The organism is Amycolatopsis sp. NBC_01307 (genome assembly GCF_035975215.1).
In the GTDB taxonomy this organism is placed as follows: domain Bacteria; phylum Actinomycetota; class Actinomycetes; order Mycobacteriales; family Pseudonocardiaceae; genus Amycolatopsis.
Genome location: NZ_CP108403.1, coordinates 4284490 through 4300225, shown reverse-complemented (window position 1 = coordinate 4300225; position 15736 = coordinate 4284490). Strand labels below are relative to the sequence as shown.

The window sequence follows — 15736 nt, the reverse complement described above, 5'->3', positions numbered from 1 at the left end:
AGCACCTGCTCGTCGAGTCTCCGGACGGCGCGCGGTCGTCAGCCGTCGTCGCCCAACCGTGACCGGGTCGCATTATGGGCCCCCGGGTGGCGCGCACGCGAGGCTTCGGCCGGGATCACCGCAGGTAAGAACTCGCCGCCGCCCGGTTCGTCTGGCACCATCGGGCGGGTGAACCCGGTCGAGATCGCCTGCGACGAGTCGGGTTCGGAGGGGGAGAACCTCGTCGGCGGCGAGACGGACGTCTTCGTCCACGCCGGGATCCGGATGTCCCCGGCGGCGGCCGAGGCCTGCGTGCGGGAGATCCGCCGCCGCATCGGGTCGCCCGCCGAGGAGTACAAGGCCAACCACCTGCTGCGCGCCAAGCACCGGCCGGTGCTCGAATGGCTGCTCGACCCGGCGGGCCCGCTGGCCGGCCGCGGGCACGTGCACCTGACCGACAAGACCTTCTTCGCCGTGCGGGCCGCGGTCACGCTGCTGGCCGAGCACGGCACCGCCGCCATGGCGCGCACCCTCCACCGCGAGGGCCCGGCCGCGTTCGGCGCCGACTGGGACTTCTTCCTCGCGGCCTTCACCAGCGTGCTGCGGCTCCGGCCACGCCGGGGCGTGCCGACGTCGCCCGCCGAGTTCTTCGCGCTGGTCGCGAAGCTCGCCGACATGCCGGGCGAAGCCGGCGGGATCATGGGCCGGTTCGCGGGCGGCGGCGACCGCGTGGCCGCCTACCGATCCCGGCTGGCCACCGACGCGAGCGTCGTGCCGGTGCTGGACCCGCTGGTGCCCGCGGTGCTGCACACCATCCGGCACTGGAGCGCCGACGGCACCCCGGTGGCCCTGGTCCACGACGAGCAGCTTGCCCTGACCGCCGAGCGCGTGCTGCAGCTCAAGGCCACGCTCGGGTCCCGGCTGGCCGGCGTGCGGTTCGTCGACTCGCGGTCCGACGCCCGCGTCCAGATCGCCGACTTCCTCGCCGGCGTCGCCCGGCGGATCGCCTCCGAAGAGCTGAACGCCCGCGGTGACGCCACCCTGACCGCGCTCCTCCAGTCCTTTGTGGACGCGGACTCGGTCTGGGCCGGCCCGTTCGTCAGCAGGTGACGACCGCGACCGGCGACGACGTGGTGTCGAGCCGCTTGACGTAGGCGGTCCCGGTACGCCGCGCGCACGCGCTTTCCTTGCCGGTGAACGGCCCGTCGAAGACGGCGTACACGTCGGCGCCGTCCACCTGCTGCCGCAGCGAACCGCAGCCGGTGCTCGGCGTGTGCAGGTAACGCGCGCCCGGGTGGGCGTTCAGCAGCTGCTGAACGTCGGTGCGGTAGCGGGCCGGCGTGACGGCGGAGCCGAGCACGACGACGTAGGAGCCGTCGCACGCGGGTGTGCTCAGCGGCGTCGTCAGCCCGAGGTCGGCGGCGGGGACGACCGACGTCTGCACGGTCACCTGCGTGGTCGTCACCGGTGGCACGCTCGCCGGCGAGGACGTCGTCGGCGGCGGTGCCGTCGTCGAGGAGGTGGGTGCCGCCCCGGCCCGCGACGACGCCCGGTCGGCCAGGAACCACGCGGCCACGGCCACCAGGGCCACCAGCGCCACCCCGGCGACCAGCCACGGCGCTTTCGAACTCCGCGGGGCAGCGGGCGATGCCGTCCGCGTCGCCTGCCGGGTCGGGGGCGCGGCAGCGGGGACCGGGCTCGGGCCGCCGAGCGCGGCCCGCGCGGCGCCGGCCAGCTCCGTGACGCTCGCGAAGCGCTCGGCCGGGTCCTTCGCCATGCCGCGCGCGACGACGTCGTCGAACGCCGCGGGCAGGCCGGGCCGCAGTGAACTGGGCCGGGGCGGCGGCTGGTGCAGGTGGGCGCCGATCAGCGCCGCGGCCGTGGTCGCCGCGAACGGCTTGCTGCCGGTCAGGCACTGGTGCAGCACGCAGGCCAGGGCGTAGACGTCGACGCGGTGGTCGGCGGGCGCGTCGGCGAACCGCTCCGGCGCCATGTAGTCGAGCGTGCCGACCGCGCCGCCGGTCGCGGTGAGCCCGGTCGCGGGCCCGGCCGCGCGGGCGATGCCGAAGTCCACGAGGTAGGCGAAGCCGGTCGGGCCGACGAGCACGTTCGACGGCTTGACGTCCCGGTGCACCAGGCCTTCGGCGTGCGCGGCGGCCAGCGCCTGCGCGACCTGGCCGACGACGTCGACGGCGTCGGCGGGGGCGAGCGGCCCGCCGGCGGTGAGCCGGGAGCCGAGGTCGTCGCCCTCGACCAGGCGCATGTCGAGGTAGAGCCGCCCGTCGATCTCGCCGTAGGCGTGGATCGGGATGACGTGCGGCTCCCGCAGCCGCGCGACGGCGTGCGCCTCGCGCCGGAACCGTTCCTGGAAGTCGTGGTCGGCGGCGAACTCCGGGGCGAGCAGCTTCAGCGCCACCACGCGGTCGTGCCGCGTGTCGTAGGCGCGCAGCACCTCGCCCATCCCGCCGCGGGCGATCAGCGACTCCACCCGGTACGGCCCGAACTGCCAGCTCACGCGTCTTCCTCCACCACTCGCCAGGCGTGAGGAGACTACGCGACCCGGACGGCGGCCGAGCGCGACCGGGGGACCGGGCGGCGGAGTCCACTGTGGATCACGACGTCCGGTCCGGCCGGCCTACGTCCGGGGCGTCCCGAAGTCCTGCGTCCAGTACGCCTTCTTCGCCGAGTCGACGCTGTAGCCGATGCCGATCTCGCGCAGCGAGCAGTCGAGGATGTTGGCCCGATGCACCGGGCTGTGCATCCACGCGTCGACGACCGCGGTGGGGGTGCGCTGCCCGGCCGCGATGTTCTCGGCCCACTGTGCCCAGCGGTACCCGGCGTCGGTGATCCGCACCGCGGGTCCCTCGCCCTTGCGGCCGGTATGGCTGAAGTAGCGGTACTTCGCCATCTCGTCGTTGTGCGCCTGGGCGGCCACGGCCAGCTGCGGGTCGCTGGTCAGCGGCTTGCACCCGTTCTGGACCCGGTTGCTGTTGGTCAGCTGGAGGACCTGGGCGGGGTAGAGGTCCGCGGCGGACGCGGGCGCGGACCACCCCGGGGCGAGCGCCGCCACCACCGCGGTCGCGCCGCAGGCCACCATTTTCCGGAACATCACAACCTCCTCGATGGACGGTTTTGCCGACACCAGAGGACTGCGCCGGGGGACCGGGTGACCAAACCCGCCCGTTGGGACGGTTCCCGCCGGTACGGGCCGTGCCCGCGGAAGGCGGATTTTCACCGGACCGGAGACCGGCGGCACCGGCTGGGTGGATCTCCGGAGGACCTCCCCGACGAACAGTCGCGGCACGTGCAGGCTCACGTGCGGCGGAATCCTTGACCACTGTCGGCGAACGGAGCGGAATCCGGCGTCCGACGGCGCGCGCCGGTCCGGGAAGTCCACGTAGGCTGGTCCGGTGCGGACACGGCCCACCCTGACCTGGACCTCGACGGACGCGCCGCTGCCGCGGACGGCCGGCCTCGACGAGCTGACCGCCGTCGTCGCGCGGCGGCGGGTCGCGGTGCTGAGCGGCGCCGGCCTGTCCACGGAGTCCGGGATCCCCGACTACCGCGGCGAGAGCGGCAGCCTGCGCCGGCACACGCCGATGACCTACGACGAGTTCGTCACCAGCGACGCCGGCCGGCAGCGGTACTGGGCGCGCAGCCACCTCGGCTGGCGCACGATCGCCCGCGCCGACCCCAACGACGGTCACCGCGCGGTGACCGCCCTGCGCGACGGCGGGTACGTCGCCGGCGTGATCACCCAGAACGTCGACGGCTTGCACCAGGCGGCGGGCACCGCGGACGCCGTCGAGCTGCACGGCAGCCTCGACCGCGTGATCTGCCTGGACTGCCGGCGCACCAGCCCGCGCGCCGAGCTGGACCGGCGGCTGCGCGCGGCCAACCCGGACTTCGAGGGCACGGCGACCCGGATCAACCCGGACGGCGACGTCGAGCTGCCCGAGGACGTCGTGCGCCGGTTCGGCCTGGTGCCGTGCGCGGACTGCGTGTCCGGCGTGCTCAAGCCCGACGTGGTGTTCTTCGGCGAGAACGTGCCCCGGCCGCGTGTCGAGCAGTGCTTCCGGCTGGTCGACGACGCCGACGCGCTGGTCGTCCTCGGTTCGTCCCTGACGGTGATGTCCGGCCTGCGGTTCGTCCGGCACGCGGCGAACGCGGGCAAGCCGGTGGTGATCGTCAACCAGGGCGAGACCCGCGGCGACCGCTACGCGACGGTCCGGGTGGACCGGCCGCTGGGCCAGGCCCTGACCGAGCTGGCCGACCGGCTGGGCTGCCCGGTCAGCGGGGGTCGCGGCCGAACCGCGTGAGCAGCCGGTCCTGGCGCGACGCCGGGGGCGCGCCGGCCGGCGGGTCCGCGAAGAACCGGTCGACCGCGAGCCCGGCGAAGATGTCTTCGTAACCGTCGTCGACCCAGGCGACGAGGTCCGCGTCGAGCGTGTCGCCGGCCCCGAGCGCGCGCGCCAGGTCCCAGGTGTGCACGACGCTGTCGGCGGTCCGCACGGCCAGAGCCCGCCGCCCGGTCAGCGCGCCCATCGGGTAGTCGACGACGCGGTCGAGCGCGCCGCTCCCGGCGAACGCGGCCGTGCAGGCCTCGGCCGACGCGGTGAACGCCGTGACCGGGTCGTCGCCGAGCGCGTCGGCGTCCCGCTGGGCCAGGAACTCCTCGCGGGTGGCGCCATGGATCAAGCCGACGTAGTTGAGGTTGCCGCGCGTCATGTGGTTGGCCAGCTGCCGGACGTCCCACTCGGGGCACGGCGTCGGCGCGCCCCAGCCGCCGGGTGGCACCGCGCGGAGGTGGTGTTCGAAACCCTTGGCCGCGCGGCGGAACCGGTCGAGGACGTCGTCGAAGGTGTCGGCCATGCTGCCGAGTCTGCCCACCTCGCGCGGCCGGAGCCAGCGGAAATCGGTCACGGCGTCCGGTGGACGAACCGACCCGGGCGGGTTGGGGGGAAACGCGCCCGGGACGGCTCTGCGACGGACCTCCACAGCCAGTCGTTGCCCACAAGACGTCGCGGCCGCCCCGGGCGTTACACCGGCTGCAACCCGTTCCACGACCAGTGCGGCACGGCCAGGCCGGCGGGCACTTCTTCGTGGGGACCCGGGTAGGTGAGCACCTCGGCCACCGCCCACTCCATGTAGGACCGCAGCGCGGCCCGGAACCCGGGATCGGCGGGCAGCCCCGCGTCGTCGGCGGCGAGCACGAAGCAGTCCACGAACCGGCGGCCGAGGTCGGTCATGTCGCCGTTGCCGGCGTGCATCCTGAGCATCGCCGAGTGGTCCGCGCACTCGGTGGAGAACCGCGGCGGGCCGCCCATCACCTCCGCCCAGTACCAGGCCAGCCGCTCCACGTGCTTCGGGTGCTGACCCGGGTGGGAGAACGGGTGGTTCAGCTCGGGATCGGCGAGGCAGCGTTCGTGGTGGGCGGTGGCCAGCGCGAGGAACGCGGGGTCGCCGCCGGCGAAGTCGTACAGCGTCGGGCGCACGGGCCGAGCCTGGCACGCGCGGCCCGGCAACACCAGCGCGTCAGCGCATCGCCGCGCGTTCCGCCGCGGGCGTGAAGCCGCCGTAGGAGTCGATCGCCATGCGGACGTCCTCGGCGACGAGGTCGTGGTTGAGCGCTCCGGCGGCGGCCGCGCCCTGGGCCGCGGCGATGATCACGGTGGCCCGCGCGTCGACGACGTTGCCGGCGGCCCACACGCCCGGGACGCTGGTCTGCCCGCTCGGGTCGACCTTGACGACGTCGTTCTCCACCGCGCAGCCGAGCTCGCGCAGGTGCGCGTCGTGCGGGACGGTCCGGGTCCGGATGAACAGCGCCGCCCGCGGCACGAACCGGCTGCCTAGCTCGACGCCGGTGAGCTCGCCGTCCTCGCGCCGCACCGCGGTCACGGTGCCCTCGACGACCCGGATGCCCCGCGCGTCGAGCCGCGTCCGGTCCTCTTCGGACGGTGGCGCGGTGTGGGCGAAGTAGACGACGTCCGGTGACCACTGGCGCACGAGCAGGGCGTGCTCGACGCTCGCGGCTTCGGTGCCGAGCACGCCGAGCGGCCGGTCGCGGACCTCGTAGCCGTGGCAGTAGGGACAGGTCACCGCGTCGGTGCCCCAGCTTTCGCGCAGGCCGGGGAGGTCCGGGAGGTCGTCGTGGACGCCGGTGGCGTACAGGACGCGCCGCGCGGTCAGCACGCGGTCGCCGGCCAGGCGCAGCGTGAAGCCGGGCTCGAGGCTGGTGACGTCGTCGTCGACGAGGTCGACGCCGTACCCCGCGAGCTCTTCGCGGCCGATCTTGAGGAGCTCGTCCGGCGGCAGCCCGTCGCGGGAGAGGAAGCCGTGCATGTGGGCGGCGGGGGCGTTGCGCGGCGCGCCGCCGTCGACGACCGCGACGCGCCGCCGCGCCCGGCCGAGCATCAGGGCGGCGTTGAGGCCCGCGGCCCCGCCACCCACCACCACTACGTCGTAACTGCTGTTCTCGGTCATGCGGCCACCATGACCCCGCCGTCACGAATCCGACAACTTATGTTGCCGTTTCCGGGACGAAGGAGTTTCCTGGGGGCATGACGGACGCGATCAACCAGGCACTGGCCGAGGTGGGCCCGCGGCTCAAGCGGGTCCGCACGCAGCGGCGGGTCACCCTCGCCGACCTCTCGGAGGCGACGGGCATCTCGAAGAGCACGCTGTCGCGCCTGGAGGCCGGCCAGCGCAAGCCGAGCCTGGAGCTGCTGCTGCCGATCGCGCAGGCCCACCAAGTCCCGCTGGACGAGCTGGTCGGCGCCCCGGAGGTCGGCGACCCGCGCGTCCGCCTGACGGCGCGGCGCATCCCGCGCCACAACGGCGCGACGATGACGGTGCTCCCGCTGACCCGCCAGCCGGGCGCGCCCCAGGCGTTCAAGATGATCCTCGAGCCGGAGACGGGCGAGCCGGACCCGCAGGTCCACGAGGGTTACGAGTGGCTGTACGTGCTGTCGGGACGGCTGCGGCTGGTCCTGGCGGACCGCGACATGACGCTGGGTCCGGGCGAGGCGGCGGAATTCGACACGCGCCTGCCGCACTGGTTCGGCGCGGTCGACGGCCGGCCGGCGGAGATCCTGAGCCTGTTCGGCAAGCAGGGGGAGCGGCTCCACCTGCGCGCGAAGTCTCGCTGACGGCTCATCGGGCCGGCAGCGGGGCCTGAGTCTCCAGGAGCGGCGCGAGCAGGTCCCCGTGCGTCTCGACGCGGTCCAGGACGTCGTCGGCGGTGAAGGTCAGGCGGCTGACGTGCCGGCACGCGCGGACCTCGGCCCACGTGAGCGGCGTCGAGACCGTGGGGTGCTCGCGGCCGCGCAGGCTGTACGGCGCGACTGTCGTCTTGGCCGGGTTGTTCTGGCTCCAGTCGATGAACACCCGGCCGGCGCGCTGGGCCTTGACCATGACGGCGGTGACCGTCGCCGGGGTCTCGCGCGCGAGCCGTTGCGCCAGCCGCTTGGCGTAGGCCGACGGCGCGGCCGGGTCGTCCGTGCGGATGCCGCAGTAGAGCTGCATTCCCTTCGAACCGGACGTCTTCGCGAACGGCGTCAGCCCGTCGGCGAGCAGGACGTCGTGCAGGCGTTCGGCGACCCGGCAGCAGTCGACGATCGACGTGCCCGGGCCGGGGTCGAGGTCGAACACCAGCCGGTCCGGCGGCCGGCGGGTCGCGCCGGGGCCGACCGTCCACTGGGGAACGTGCAGCTCCAGCGCGGCCAGGTTCGCGGCCCACACCAGCGCGGGCAGCTCGTCGAGCAGGGCGTAGTCGATCGTGCCTTCGCCGCGGCCGGACCGGGAGCCGGTGCTGGGCAGCGTGACGGTCGGCAGCCAGTCCGGGGCGCCGCGCGGGGCGTTCTTCTCGAAGAACTGCTGGCCGCCGACGCCGTCGGGGAAGCGGATGAACGTCACCGGCCGGCCCGCGAGGTGCGGCAGCAGCACGGGCGCGACGCGGGAGTAGTAGTTGATGACCTCGCCCTTGGTGAAGCCGTCGGGGAACAGCGGTTTGTCCAGATTGGACAGTGTCAGCCGCCGGTTTCCGGCCTGCACGGTGATCTTCGGCCCCAGCGGCGGCGCTGGCTCCGAGGGCGCGGGCTCCGGCGCGGCCTGGCCGGTCGAGCGGGGCGCGCGGACGTCGTCGGGGCTCTTGTCGGCCCGCAGGCCCCGCCAGGCGGTGTGGCGGACGCGGCCGCCGCGGGTGAACTGCCGGTAGACGACCTCGCCGACGAGGTGCGGTTCGACCCAGCGGGCGCGGGTGGTGTCCTCGCGCGGCGGCGTCGTGGCGAAGGGGTGGGTCCGGCGCTCGAGCGGCGTCAGCATGGTGACGAGGTCCGCGCGGGCGGCCTGGGAGAAGCCGGTGCCGACGTCGCCGATGTAGACGAGGTCGCCGGTGGCGGGGTCGTGGGCGCCGAGCAGCAGGCCGCCGAGGGTGCCGGTGAAGCTGCGCTGGCCGGGGCGCCAGCCGCAGACGATGACCTCCGCCGTCTGGATGAACGGGTGCTTGAGCCAGGAGTCGGGCCGGTGGCCGGGCTGGTAGGTCGAGCTGCGGAGCTTGGCGACGACGCCCTCGTAGCCGGCGTCGGCGGCGTGGGCGAGGAAGTCGGCGGGGGAGCGGTGGTCGGCGTCGAGTTCGGCGAAGGTGACCGCGCGGACGACGGAAACCTTGTGGAGGTCGGGCATCGGCAGCGTGGCCAGCAGACGGCGGCGTTCGTCGTAGGGCTCGGCGAGCAGGCTGCGTTCGCCCAGCTGCAGGAGGTCGAAGGCGAGGAACCGGACGGGAAGGTCGTCGAAGGGTTCGTCGCGGCGCAGGGAGCTTTGGTGCTTGACGTAACGGCCGCGGCGTTCCTGCATCAGCTCGAAGTCGATCCGGCCGTCCTCGTTGTAGACGACGACTTCGCCGTCGAGCAGCGCGGCTTGGCCGTCGAGGTCGAGGACGTCGGTAACGCCGCGGAACTCGGCGGTGAAGTCGATGTTGTTGCGGCTGGTGAGCACGGTGGTGCCGTCGGGGGCGATGCGCATGGCGGCGCGGTAGCCGTCCAGCTTGTACTCGTAGGCCCACTCGGGGCCGCTGCGCAGGCGCCCGCCGTCGGCCTTGGCCAGCATCGGCTCGACCCAGGCGGGGACGCGGGCGGTGTCACGCGCTGCCATGCCGGCCTCCGTTCCCGCTCGGTGCTCCGACCGTAACCCGTTCGGCCTAGCTTCGCTGGGTTTGTGCAGGTGAAAGCCGTACTGGCAGCGCGCGGGACCGGGCGTCAGGTCGCTGACAGCGCCGTGTGCGGCCCGTGCCAGCGGCCCGCGTCAATCTTGGAATGTAATTCCAACGGCGGCCGCGCCTGGGCTCACCAGGCGGCCGCGATCGGCGAAGGAGCCACCATGAACACCCCAGTCACGATCATCGGTGCCGGACTCGGCGGCCTCACCCTCGCCCGCGTCCTGCACGTCCACGGCATCCCGTCCGCGGTGTACGAGGCCGAGCCGTCCCCGATGGCCCGCATGCAGGGCGGGATGCTCGACATCCACGACTACAACGGCCTGCTCGCCGTCGAGGCGGCCGGCCTGACCGAGGCGTTCCAGGACCTGGTGCTGGAGGGCCGGCAGGCGATGCGGATCCTCGACCACCAGGGGACACTCCTGTTCGAGAAGGTCGACGACGGCACGGGCGGCCGCCCCGAGGTGCAGCGCGGCGAACTGCGCCGGCTGCTGCTCGACGGGCTCCCGGACGGGACCGTCCGGTGGGGCCACAAGGTCAGCGCCACCCGCGTCCGCGCCGAAGGGGACTACGAGGTGACCTTCGCCGACGGCTCCACCGTCGTCACGAACCTGCTGGTCGGCGCGGACGGCACCTGGTCGCGAGTGCGGTCGCTGGTCACCGGCGCCGTGCCCGAGTACGACGGCACGGCGTTCATCGAGACCTACCTCTACAACGCCGACACCCGGCACCCCGCCACGGCGAAAGCGGTCGGCGGTGGCTCGATGGCGTCGAACGGGCCCACCCCGGACCGGGCGATCAGCGCCCACCGGGAAAGCGGGGACACCTTGCACGCCTACGTCGCCCTGACGGAGTCCCTGGACTGGTTCGAGGCCCTCGACTTCGCCGATCCGGCCGCGGTCACGGCGCGGATCGCGCGGGAGTTCGACGGCTGGGCCCCGGAGCTCACCGCGCTGATCACCGACGCCGACACCGCGCCGGTCTTCCGCCCGCACTACGCCCTGCCGATCGGTCACCGCTGGGACCGCCTGCCGGGCGTCACCCTGGTCGGCGACGCCGCCCACGTGACGGCTCCGAACGGCGAGGGCGCCAACCTGGCCATGCTGGACGGCGCCGAACTCGGCCAGGCACTGGCGGCCCACCCGGGCGACGTCGAAGCCGCGCTCGCGGTCTACGAGGAGGCCATGTTCACCCGCACCGCCACCCCCCTCGACGACGCCGCCCTGATGGAAAGCCTCTTCGACGGCGAACTGCCGGAGAGCCTGCGGGAGATGTTCAGCGGAGACCAGCAGAAGTCCTGAGCCCCGACACCCGCGTGTCGACCCTCCAAACACACGTGTCGACCCTCTGATCACGGGAGTCGGCTTCCGGATCACACGGGCCGCGAGCGAAGTCGTGGGCCGGCACCGCCGGCGCGTGGGCCGGAGAGGTCGGCTCGCGTGATCGGGAGGTCGACTCGCGTGATCCCAGGGTCGACACCCGTGATTGCCGGGACGACACGGCGCATCCGGACGAACCAGGCCGCCGCGGCGGGCGTCGGCCTAAAGCCGTCCGTAGGCCGGGGCGGTGTGCCGGGGGACGTCGGGGCCGCGCCAGGTGGCGGCCAGCTCGTGCAGCGGCGTGTCCAGCACCTCGCCGAGGCGGACGATCGTGCCGAAGCCGGGGGAGGGCAGGCGGCCGGTCTCGATCTTGCGGAGGGTCTCCGGCGAGATGCCGGCCGCCTGTGCGACTTCCGCGAGGTCGCGGCCCGCCCGCGCGCGGCGCAGCAGGACGCCGAGCCGCCGGCCGGCTTCGACCTGGGCGGGCGTGAGCGGTTGACGGACCATGCTCCGAGGGTAGGACTGGTATTACTATACCGGCAAGTGCTACGGTCCCGGTATAACTATACCAACCCTGTGACGTGAGGTTTTCGTGATCGAACTGAAGACGCCCGCCGAGATCGAGCGCATGCACGTGGCCGGGCGTTTTGTCGCCGAGGTGCTGACCGAGGTGGGGCGGCTCGCCGACGTCGGCGTCAACCTCATGGACCTGGAGCACCACGTGCGCGGCATGATCGAGCGCCGCGGCGCGGAGTCGTGCTACTGGGACTACGCGCCGTCCTTCGGCAAGGGCCCGTTCCGCAACGTCATCTGCCTCTCGGTCAACGACGCCGTCCTGCACGGCCTGCCCCACGAGTACGTCCTGCGGGACGGCGACGTGCTCAGCGCCGACATCGCGGTCGGCATCGACGGCTGGGTGGCGGACTCGGCGCGCACGGTCATCGTCGGCACCCCGGCCGAGGAGGACCTGCGGATCATCCGCGCCACCGAGGAAGCGCTGGAAGCGGCGATCGAGGTGGCGCGCCCGGGCAACCGCCTCGGCGACATCTCGGCGGCGATCTACGCGGTGGCGTGCGACTACGGCTACCCGGTCAACACCGAGTTCGGCGGCCACGGCATCGGCCGCACCATGCACGAGGACCTGCACGTCTCCAACAAGGGCCAGGCGGGCCGCGGGATGAAGCTCCGGCCGGGCCTGACCCTCGCGCTCGAGCCGTGGTTCGCCCGGACGACCGACAAGATCGTCTACGACCCCGACGGCTGGACCATCCGCTCGGCGGACGGCTCGCGCACGGCTCACTCCGAGCACACGGTCGCCGTCACCGACGACGTCCCGCTGGTGCTGACCCGGCGTGCCCCGGAGACCCCGGCGGCGCGGGACGACGCCGACCGGCTGTCCACAAAGGACGCCTGACGCGGCCCGCCGCCGGTCGTGATCGACCGAGTACGGTGGATCACGACGCGGCGGTCGGCGACCGCCTTCCGGCGATCGCGACGAGAAAGGCCCCGCTCATGGCCGACCCCGACCTGCCGGACAACTGGGGCCGCTGGGGCGCCGACGACGAACTGGGCACGCTCAACCTGATCACCGACGACGTGCGCGCGCAGGCCGCCGCCGAGGTGCGCACGGGCCGGTGGGTGTCGCTGGCGCAGCCGATCACGCCGAACCCGATGATCAGCAGCCCGTTCGCGCCCACGACGGTGGACGTTTCGCCGGTGCAGCAGCTGATGTCGTACACCGGGGTGGGCGTGTCGGCCGACCTGATGCTGGTCACCAACCACCACGCGAAGTCGACGCACCTCGACGCGCTGGCGCACTGGTCGACCGGCGACCAGGTCTACCCGGGCCGCCCGCGGGCCGAGGTCGTGACCGCCGGCGGGGTCACGCACGCGTCGACGTCGGCCTTCGCCGCCGGGATCGTGACGCGCGGGGTCCTGCTCGACCTGGCCGTCGACGGACCGCTTCCCTCGGGATACGCGGTGACGTCACACGACTTCGAGGAAGCCGAGCGGCGCCTCGGCGTCGAAGTGCGCCCGGGTGACGCGCTGGTGGTGCGGCTCGGCTGGCCGGCCACCCCGGTCCCCGGCACACCGACCCCGGGCATCAGCGTCGACGCCGTGCGCTGGATGGACCGCCGCGGCGTCGCGCTCTGCGCACCCGACCGGGGTGACGCCTTCCCGCCACTGGACCCGGGCGGGCCGTCCCCGCTGCACGGCGTCGGCCTGGGCCGGCTGGCGATGCCCCTGATCGACGCGGTCGCGCTCGACGACCTCGCGGCGCTGTGCGCGGAGCTGGAGCGCTACAGCTTCCTGCTTTCCGTTGCCCCGCCCCGTGTCCACGGCCTGACCGGCATCCCGGTCAACCCCGTCGCGCTGTTCTGAACGAGGTCTCCCGCCGGGGCTCAGGTGATCGCCAGGTCCGTCCGAAGTGGACGGCCCTGCATCGCGCACCAGACCGCCGCCGGCGTCAGTGGCATGTCCGCGTGCCGCACGCCGTACGGCCGCAGTGCGTCGACGACGGCGTTGACGACCGCGGCGGGGGAGCCGACCGTCGCGGACTCGCCGATGCCCTTGGCGCCGATCGGGTGGTGCGGGGACGGCGTGCACGTCTCGCCCAGCTCCCACGACGGGCACTCCAAAGCCGTCGGGAGCAGGTAGTCCATGAAGGACCCGCCGAGGTGGTTGCCGTCGTCGTCGAACGCGATCAGTTCCATCAGCGCCATCCCGATCCCGTCGGCGAGGCCGCGGTGCACCTGCCCGGCCACGATCGCCGGGTTGATCCGGACGCCGCAGTCGTCGACCGCGACGAACCGGCGCACCCGGACCTGGCCGGTGCCGGGATCGACGTCCACGACGCAGATGTAGGCGCCGAACGGGTAGGTCAGGCTCGGCGGGTTGTACACGCAGGACGCGTCGAGCTGCCCTTCGACGCCTTCGGGCAGCGCCAGGTCGGAGTGCGCGGCGCGGGCGATCTCACGCATCGACCGGCCCTGGTCCGGCACCCCGCGGACGAACCAGCGGCCCGGCTCCCACTCCAGGTCGTCCGGGCTGACCTCGAGCATCGCCGAGGCGACGAGCCGCGCCCGCGCGCGCACCTTCCGCGCGACCAGCACGGTCGCCGCGCCGGACACCGGCGTCGAGCGCGAGCCGTAGGTGCCGAGGCCGAACGGCGTGGCGTCGGTGTCGCCCTGCACCACCTCGACCTCGTCCGTCGGGATGCCCAGCTCGTGCGCGACGATCTGGGCGAACGTCGTCTCGTGCCCCTGGCCCTGGGACATGCACGAGAGCCGCAGCACGGCCGAACCGCTCGGGTGCACGCGCAGCTCGGCGCCGTCGGCCATGCCGAGGCCCATGATGTCCATGTGCTCGCGCGGGCCGGCGCCGACGGCTTCGGTGAAGAAGCTCAGCCCGATGCCCATCAGCTCACCGCGTTCGCGCTTGTCCTTCTGCTCGCGGCGGAGGTCGTCATAGCCCGCCATCTCCTTGGCCAGCGCCAAAGCCGCGGGGTAGTCGCCGGAGTCGTACTCCCAGCCGGTCGCGCAGGTGTACGGGAACTGCCCGGGCCGCAACAGGTTCCGCTCCCGCAGCTCCGCCGGGTCGACGCCGAGGTCGTAGGCGAGCACGTCCATCATCCGCTCGACCAGGTACACGGCTTCGGTGATGCGGAAGGAACACGCGTACGCCACGCCGCCGGGCGCCTTGTTCGTGTGGACGCCGGTGACCGCGCAGTGCGCCGCGGGCAGGTCGTAGGAACCGGTGAAGACCTGGAAGAACCCGGCCGGGAACTTCGACGGCTGCGCGGTGCCGTTGAACGCGCCGTGGTCGGCCAGCACCCGCACGCGCAGGCCGAGCAGCGTCCCGTCGCGCGTCGCCGCGATCTCGCCGTGCATGTGGTAATCGCGGGCGAACGACGTGCTCATCAGGTTTTCCGAGCGGTCCTCGACCCACTTGACCGGCCGCCCGGTGAGCATCGTGGCCGCGACCGCGCACAGGTAACCCGGGTACATCCCGACCTTGTTGCCGAACCCACCGCCGATGTCCTGCGCGACGATCCGGATCTTGTGCTCGGGCAGCCCGGTGATCATCGAGTAGAGCAGCCGGTGCGCGTGCGGCGCCTGCGCGGTGGCCCAGACGGTCAGCTTGCCGGTGACCGGGTCCAGCTCGGCGACCGCGCCGCAGGTCTCCATCGGCGCCGGGTGCACCCGCGGGTAGAGCATGTCCTGCGTCGCGACGACGTCCGCGCGCGCGAAGGCGTCGGCGGTCGCTTCGGCGTCACCGGACTCCCAGTCGAAGATCCGGTTGTCCGTACGGCCTTCGACGTCGTCGCGGATCACCGCGGCGTCGGCGTCGAGGGCGGTCCGCGCGTCGGCGATCACCGGCAGCGGCTCGTATTCGACGTCGATCAGCTCGAGTGCGTCTCGCGCGGCGTAGCGGTCTTCGGCGACGACGAACGCGACCTCCTGGCCCTGGAACCGGACCTTGTCGGTGGCCAGCACGGCCTGGACGTCGTGGGACAGCGTCGGCATCCACGCCATGCCGCGCTCGGCCAGCATCGCGCCGGTGATGACGGCCCGGACCTTCGGGTGCGCCTCGGCGGCGCTTGTGTCGATCGCGACGACGCGGGCGTGCGCGTGCGGGCTGCGCAGGATCGCGCCGTGCAGCATGCCGGGCCGGGTCACGTCGTCGAGGAACGCGCCGCGGCCGCGGACGAACCGGCCGTCTTCCTTGCGGGGCACGGAACCGTGGCCGTTCGCCGTCACGGCTCACCGTCCGGGTGCTCGGCGGCCCAGCGGACCGCGCGGACGATGTTCTCGTAGCCGGTGCAGCGGCACAGCTGCCCGGAAATGGCCTCGCGGATGGTGTCCTCGTCCGGGTCGGGGTCGCGGTCGAGCAGCCAGCGCGCGGTCATCAGCATCGCCGGGGTGCAGAACCCGCACTGGACGCCGTGGCAGGCGACGAACCCCTGCTGCACGGGGTCGAGCCGCGGGCCGTCGGCGAGGTCCTCGACGGTCCGGACGCGCTTGCCGTCGGCCATCGCCGCGAGCACCGTGCACGACTTGACGGGCAGGCCGTCGAGCCAGACCACGCAGGTGCCGCAGTTGGACGTGTCGCAGCCCCAGTGCGTGCCGGTGAGGCCGAGGTCGTCGCGCAGGAAGTGGACCAGCAGGAGCCGGGGCTCGACGCTGCGCCGGTACGCCTCGTCGTTGACGGTCACGGTGATCTCCAC

General features: G+C 73.4%; 15 protein-coding genes. 6 read left to right on the top strand and 9 right to left on the bottom strand.

From position 1 onward, the window contains the following. The first annotated feature begins 168 nt into the window (after positions 1–168). Complete coding sequence (locus tag OG439_RS18195) at positions 169–1089, top strand: DUF3800 domain-containing protein (protein WP_326950540.1); 921 nt, start codon at positions 169–171, stop codon at positions 1087–1089. On the opposite strand, the gene OG439_RS18190 is transcribed toward OG439_RS18195, so the two are convergent. Next, positions 1079–2494: a serine/threonine-protein kinase gene (locus OG439_RS18190; protein ID WP_326950539.1), complete on the bottom strand. Its 1416-nt coding sequence runs from the start codon at positions 2492–2494 to the stop codon at positions 1079–1081. The genes OG439_RS18195 and OG439_RS18190 overlap by 11 nt on opposite strands. Positions 2495–2614: 120 nt before the next feature. Further along, positions 2615–3088 carry a CAP domain-containing protein gene (locus OG439_RS18185; protein WP_326950538.1) on the bottom strand — a complete coding sequence of 158 codons (474 nt, stop codon included), beginning with the start codon at positions 3086–3088 and terminating at the stop codon, positions 2615–2617. Between the two features lie 301 nt (positions 3089–3389). Between OG439_RS18185 and OG439_RS18180 the strand changes: the two genes are divergently transcribed. Beyond that, positions 3390–4298 carry an NAD-dependent protein deacetylase gene (locus tag OG439_RS18180; RefSeq protein WP_326950537.1) on the top strand — a complete coding sequence of 303 codons (909 nt, stop codon included), beginning with the start codon at positions 3390–3392 and terminating at the stop codon, positions 4296–4298. Here OG439_RS18180 and OG439_RS18175 read toward each other — a convergent pair. From OG439_RS18175 to OG439_RS18165, 3 genes are all read right to left on the bottom strand, one after another. Further along, positions 4270–4851, bottom strand: a complete 582-nt coding sequence (locus tag OG439_RS18175) for a TIGR03086 family metal-binding protein (RefSeq protein WP_326950536.1) — start codon at positions 4849–4851, stop codon at positions 4270–4272. The two genes, OG439_RS18180 and OG439_RS18175, sit on opposite strands and share 29 nt — an antisense overlap. 167 nt (positions 4852–5018) lie before the next feature. Beyond that, positions 5019–5474, bottom strand: a complete 456-nt coding sequence (locus OG439_RS18170; protein ID WP_326950535.1) for a group II truncated hemoglobin — start codon at positions 5472–5474, stop codon at positions 5019–5021. A gap of 40 nt (positions 5475–5514) precedes the next feature. Further along, entirely contained in the window at positions 5515–6462 is a 948-nt protein-coding gene (locus OG439_RS18165; RefSeq protein WP_326950534.1) for an NAD(P)/FAD-dependent oxidoreductase, read from the bottom strand. Positions 6463–6539: 77 nt separating this feature from the next. Here OG439_RS18165 and OG439_RS18160 point away from each other — a divergent pair, with 77 nt between their 5' ends. After that, positions 6540–7127 carry a helix-turn-helix domain-containing protein gene (locus OG439_RS18160; RefSeq protein WP_247052756.1) on the top strand — a complete coding sequence of 196 codons (588 nt, stop codon included), beginning with the start codon at positions 6540–6542 and terminating at the stop codon, positions 7125–7127. A 4-nt stretch (positions 7128–7131) separates the two neighbouring features. Here the strand turns inward: OG439_RS18160 and ligD are convergent, their stop codons facing one another. Then, on the bottom strand, positions 7132–9129 hold the full coding sequence (gene ligD / locus OG439_RS18155; protein WP_326950533.1) for a DNA ligase D: 1998 nt from the start codon (positions 9127–9129) through the stop codon (positions 7132–7134). A 225-nt stretch (positions 9130–9354) separates the two neighbouring features. Between ligD and OG439_RS18150 the strand changes: the two genes are divergently transcribed. After that, positions 9355–10491 carry an FAD-dependent oxidoreductase gene (locus tag OG439_RS18150; RefSeq protein WP_326950532.1) on the top strand — a complete coding sequence of 379 codons (1137 nt, stop codon included), beginning with the start codon at positions 9355–9357 and terminating at the stop codon, positions 10489–10491. A 240-nt stretch (positions 10492–10731) separates the two neighbouring features. Here the strand turns inward: OG439_RS18150 and OG439_RS18145 are convergent, their stop codons facing one another. Beyond that, the gene (locus tag OG439_RS18145; protein WP_326950531.1) at positions 10732–11016 is read right to left on the bottom strand and encodes a helix-turn-helix transcriptional regulator; all 285 of its coding nucleotides are present in this window, start codon (positions 11014–11016) and stop codon (positions 10732–10734) included. Between the two features lie 85 nt (positions 11017–11101). Between OG439_RS18145 and map the strand changes: the two genes are divergently transcribed. Both map and OG439_RS18135 read left to right on the top strand, forming a co-directional pair. Continuing rightward, on the top strand, positions 11102–11923 hold the full coding sequence (gene map, locus OG439_RS18140) for a type I methionyl aminopeptidase (protein ID WP_326950530.1): 822 nt from the start codon (positions 11102–11104) through the stop codon (positions 11921–11923). A gap of 98 nt (positions 11924–12021) precedes the next feature. Then, positions 12022–12891 (top strand): cyclase family protein, encoded by an 870-nt coding sequence (locus OG439_RS18135; protein WP_326950529.1) that lies wholly within the window; start codon positions 12022–12024, stop codon positions 12889–12891. Positions 12892–12911: 20 nt separating this feature from the next. On the opposite strand, the gene OG439_RS18130 is transcribed toward OG439_RS18135, so the two are convergent. Both OG439_RS18130 and OG439_RS18125 read right to left on the bottom strand, forming a co-directional pair. Further along, a complete protein-coding gene (locus OG439_RS18130) occupies positions 12912–15269 on the bottom strand; it encodes an aerobic carbon-monoxide dehydrogenase large subunit (RefSeq protein WP_326950528.1) in 2358 nt (785 codons plus the stop codon). After that, the gene (locus OG439_RS18125; protein WP_326950527.1) at positions 15266–15736 is read right to left on the bottom strand and encodes a (2Fe-2S)-binding protein; all 471 of its coding nucleotides are present in this window, start codon (positions 15734–15736) and stop codon (positions 15266–15268) included. Before OG439_RS18125 ends, OG439_RS18130 begins: the two co-directional genes overlap by 4 nt.

Excerpts from the sequence above, each read along its gene's own strand:
- OG439_RS18185 (WP_326950538.1), bottom strand. The coding sequence starts at position 3,088 with ATGTTCCGGAAAATGGTGGCCTGCGGCGCGACCGCGGTGGTGGCGGCG.
- OG439_RS18175 (WP_326950536.1), bottom strand. The coding sequence starts at position 4,851 with ATGGCCGACACCTTCGACGACGTCCTCGACCGGTTCCGCCGCGCGGCC.
- OG439_RS18165 (WP_326950534.1), bottom strand. The coding sequence starts at position 6,462 with ATGACCGAGAACAGCAGTTACGACGTAGTGGTGGTGGGTGGCGGGGCC.
- OG439_RS18160 (WP_247052756.1), top strand. The coding sequence starts at position 6,540 with ATGACGGACGCGATCAACCAGGCACTGGCCGAGGTGGGCCCGCGGCTC.
- ligD (WP_326950533.1), bottom strand. The coding sequence starts at position 9,129 with ATGGCAGCGCGTGACACCGCCCGCGTCCCCGCCTGGGTCGAGCCGATG.
- OG439_RS18150 (WP_326950532.1), top strand. The coding sequence starts at position 9,355 with ATGAACACCCCAGTCACGATCATCGGTGCCGGACTCGGCGGCCTCACC.
- OG439_RS18145 (WP_326950531.1), bottom strand. The coding sequence starts at position 11,016 with ATGGTCCGTCAACCGCTCACGCCCGCCCAGGTCGAAGCCGGCCGGCGG.
- OG439_RS18135 (WP_326950529.1), top strand. The coding sequence starts at position 12,022 with ATGGCCGACCCCGACCTGCCGGACAACTGGGGCCGCTGGGGCGCCGAC.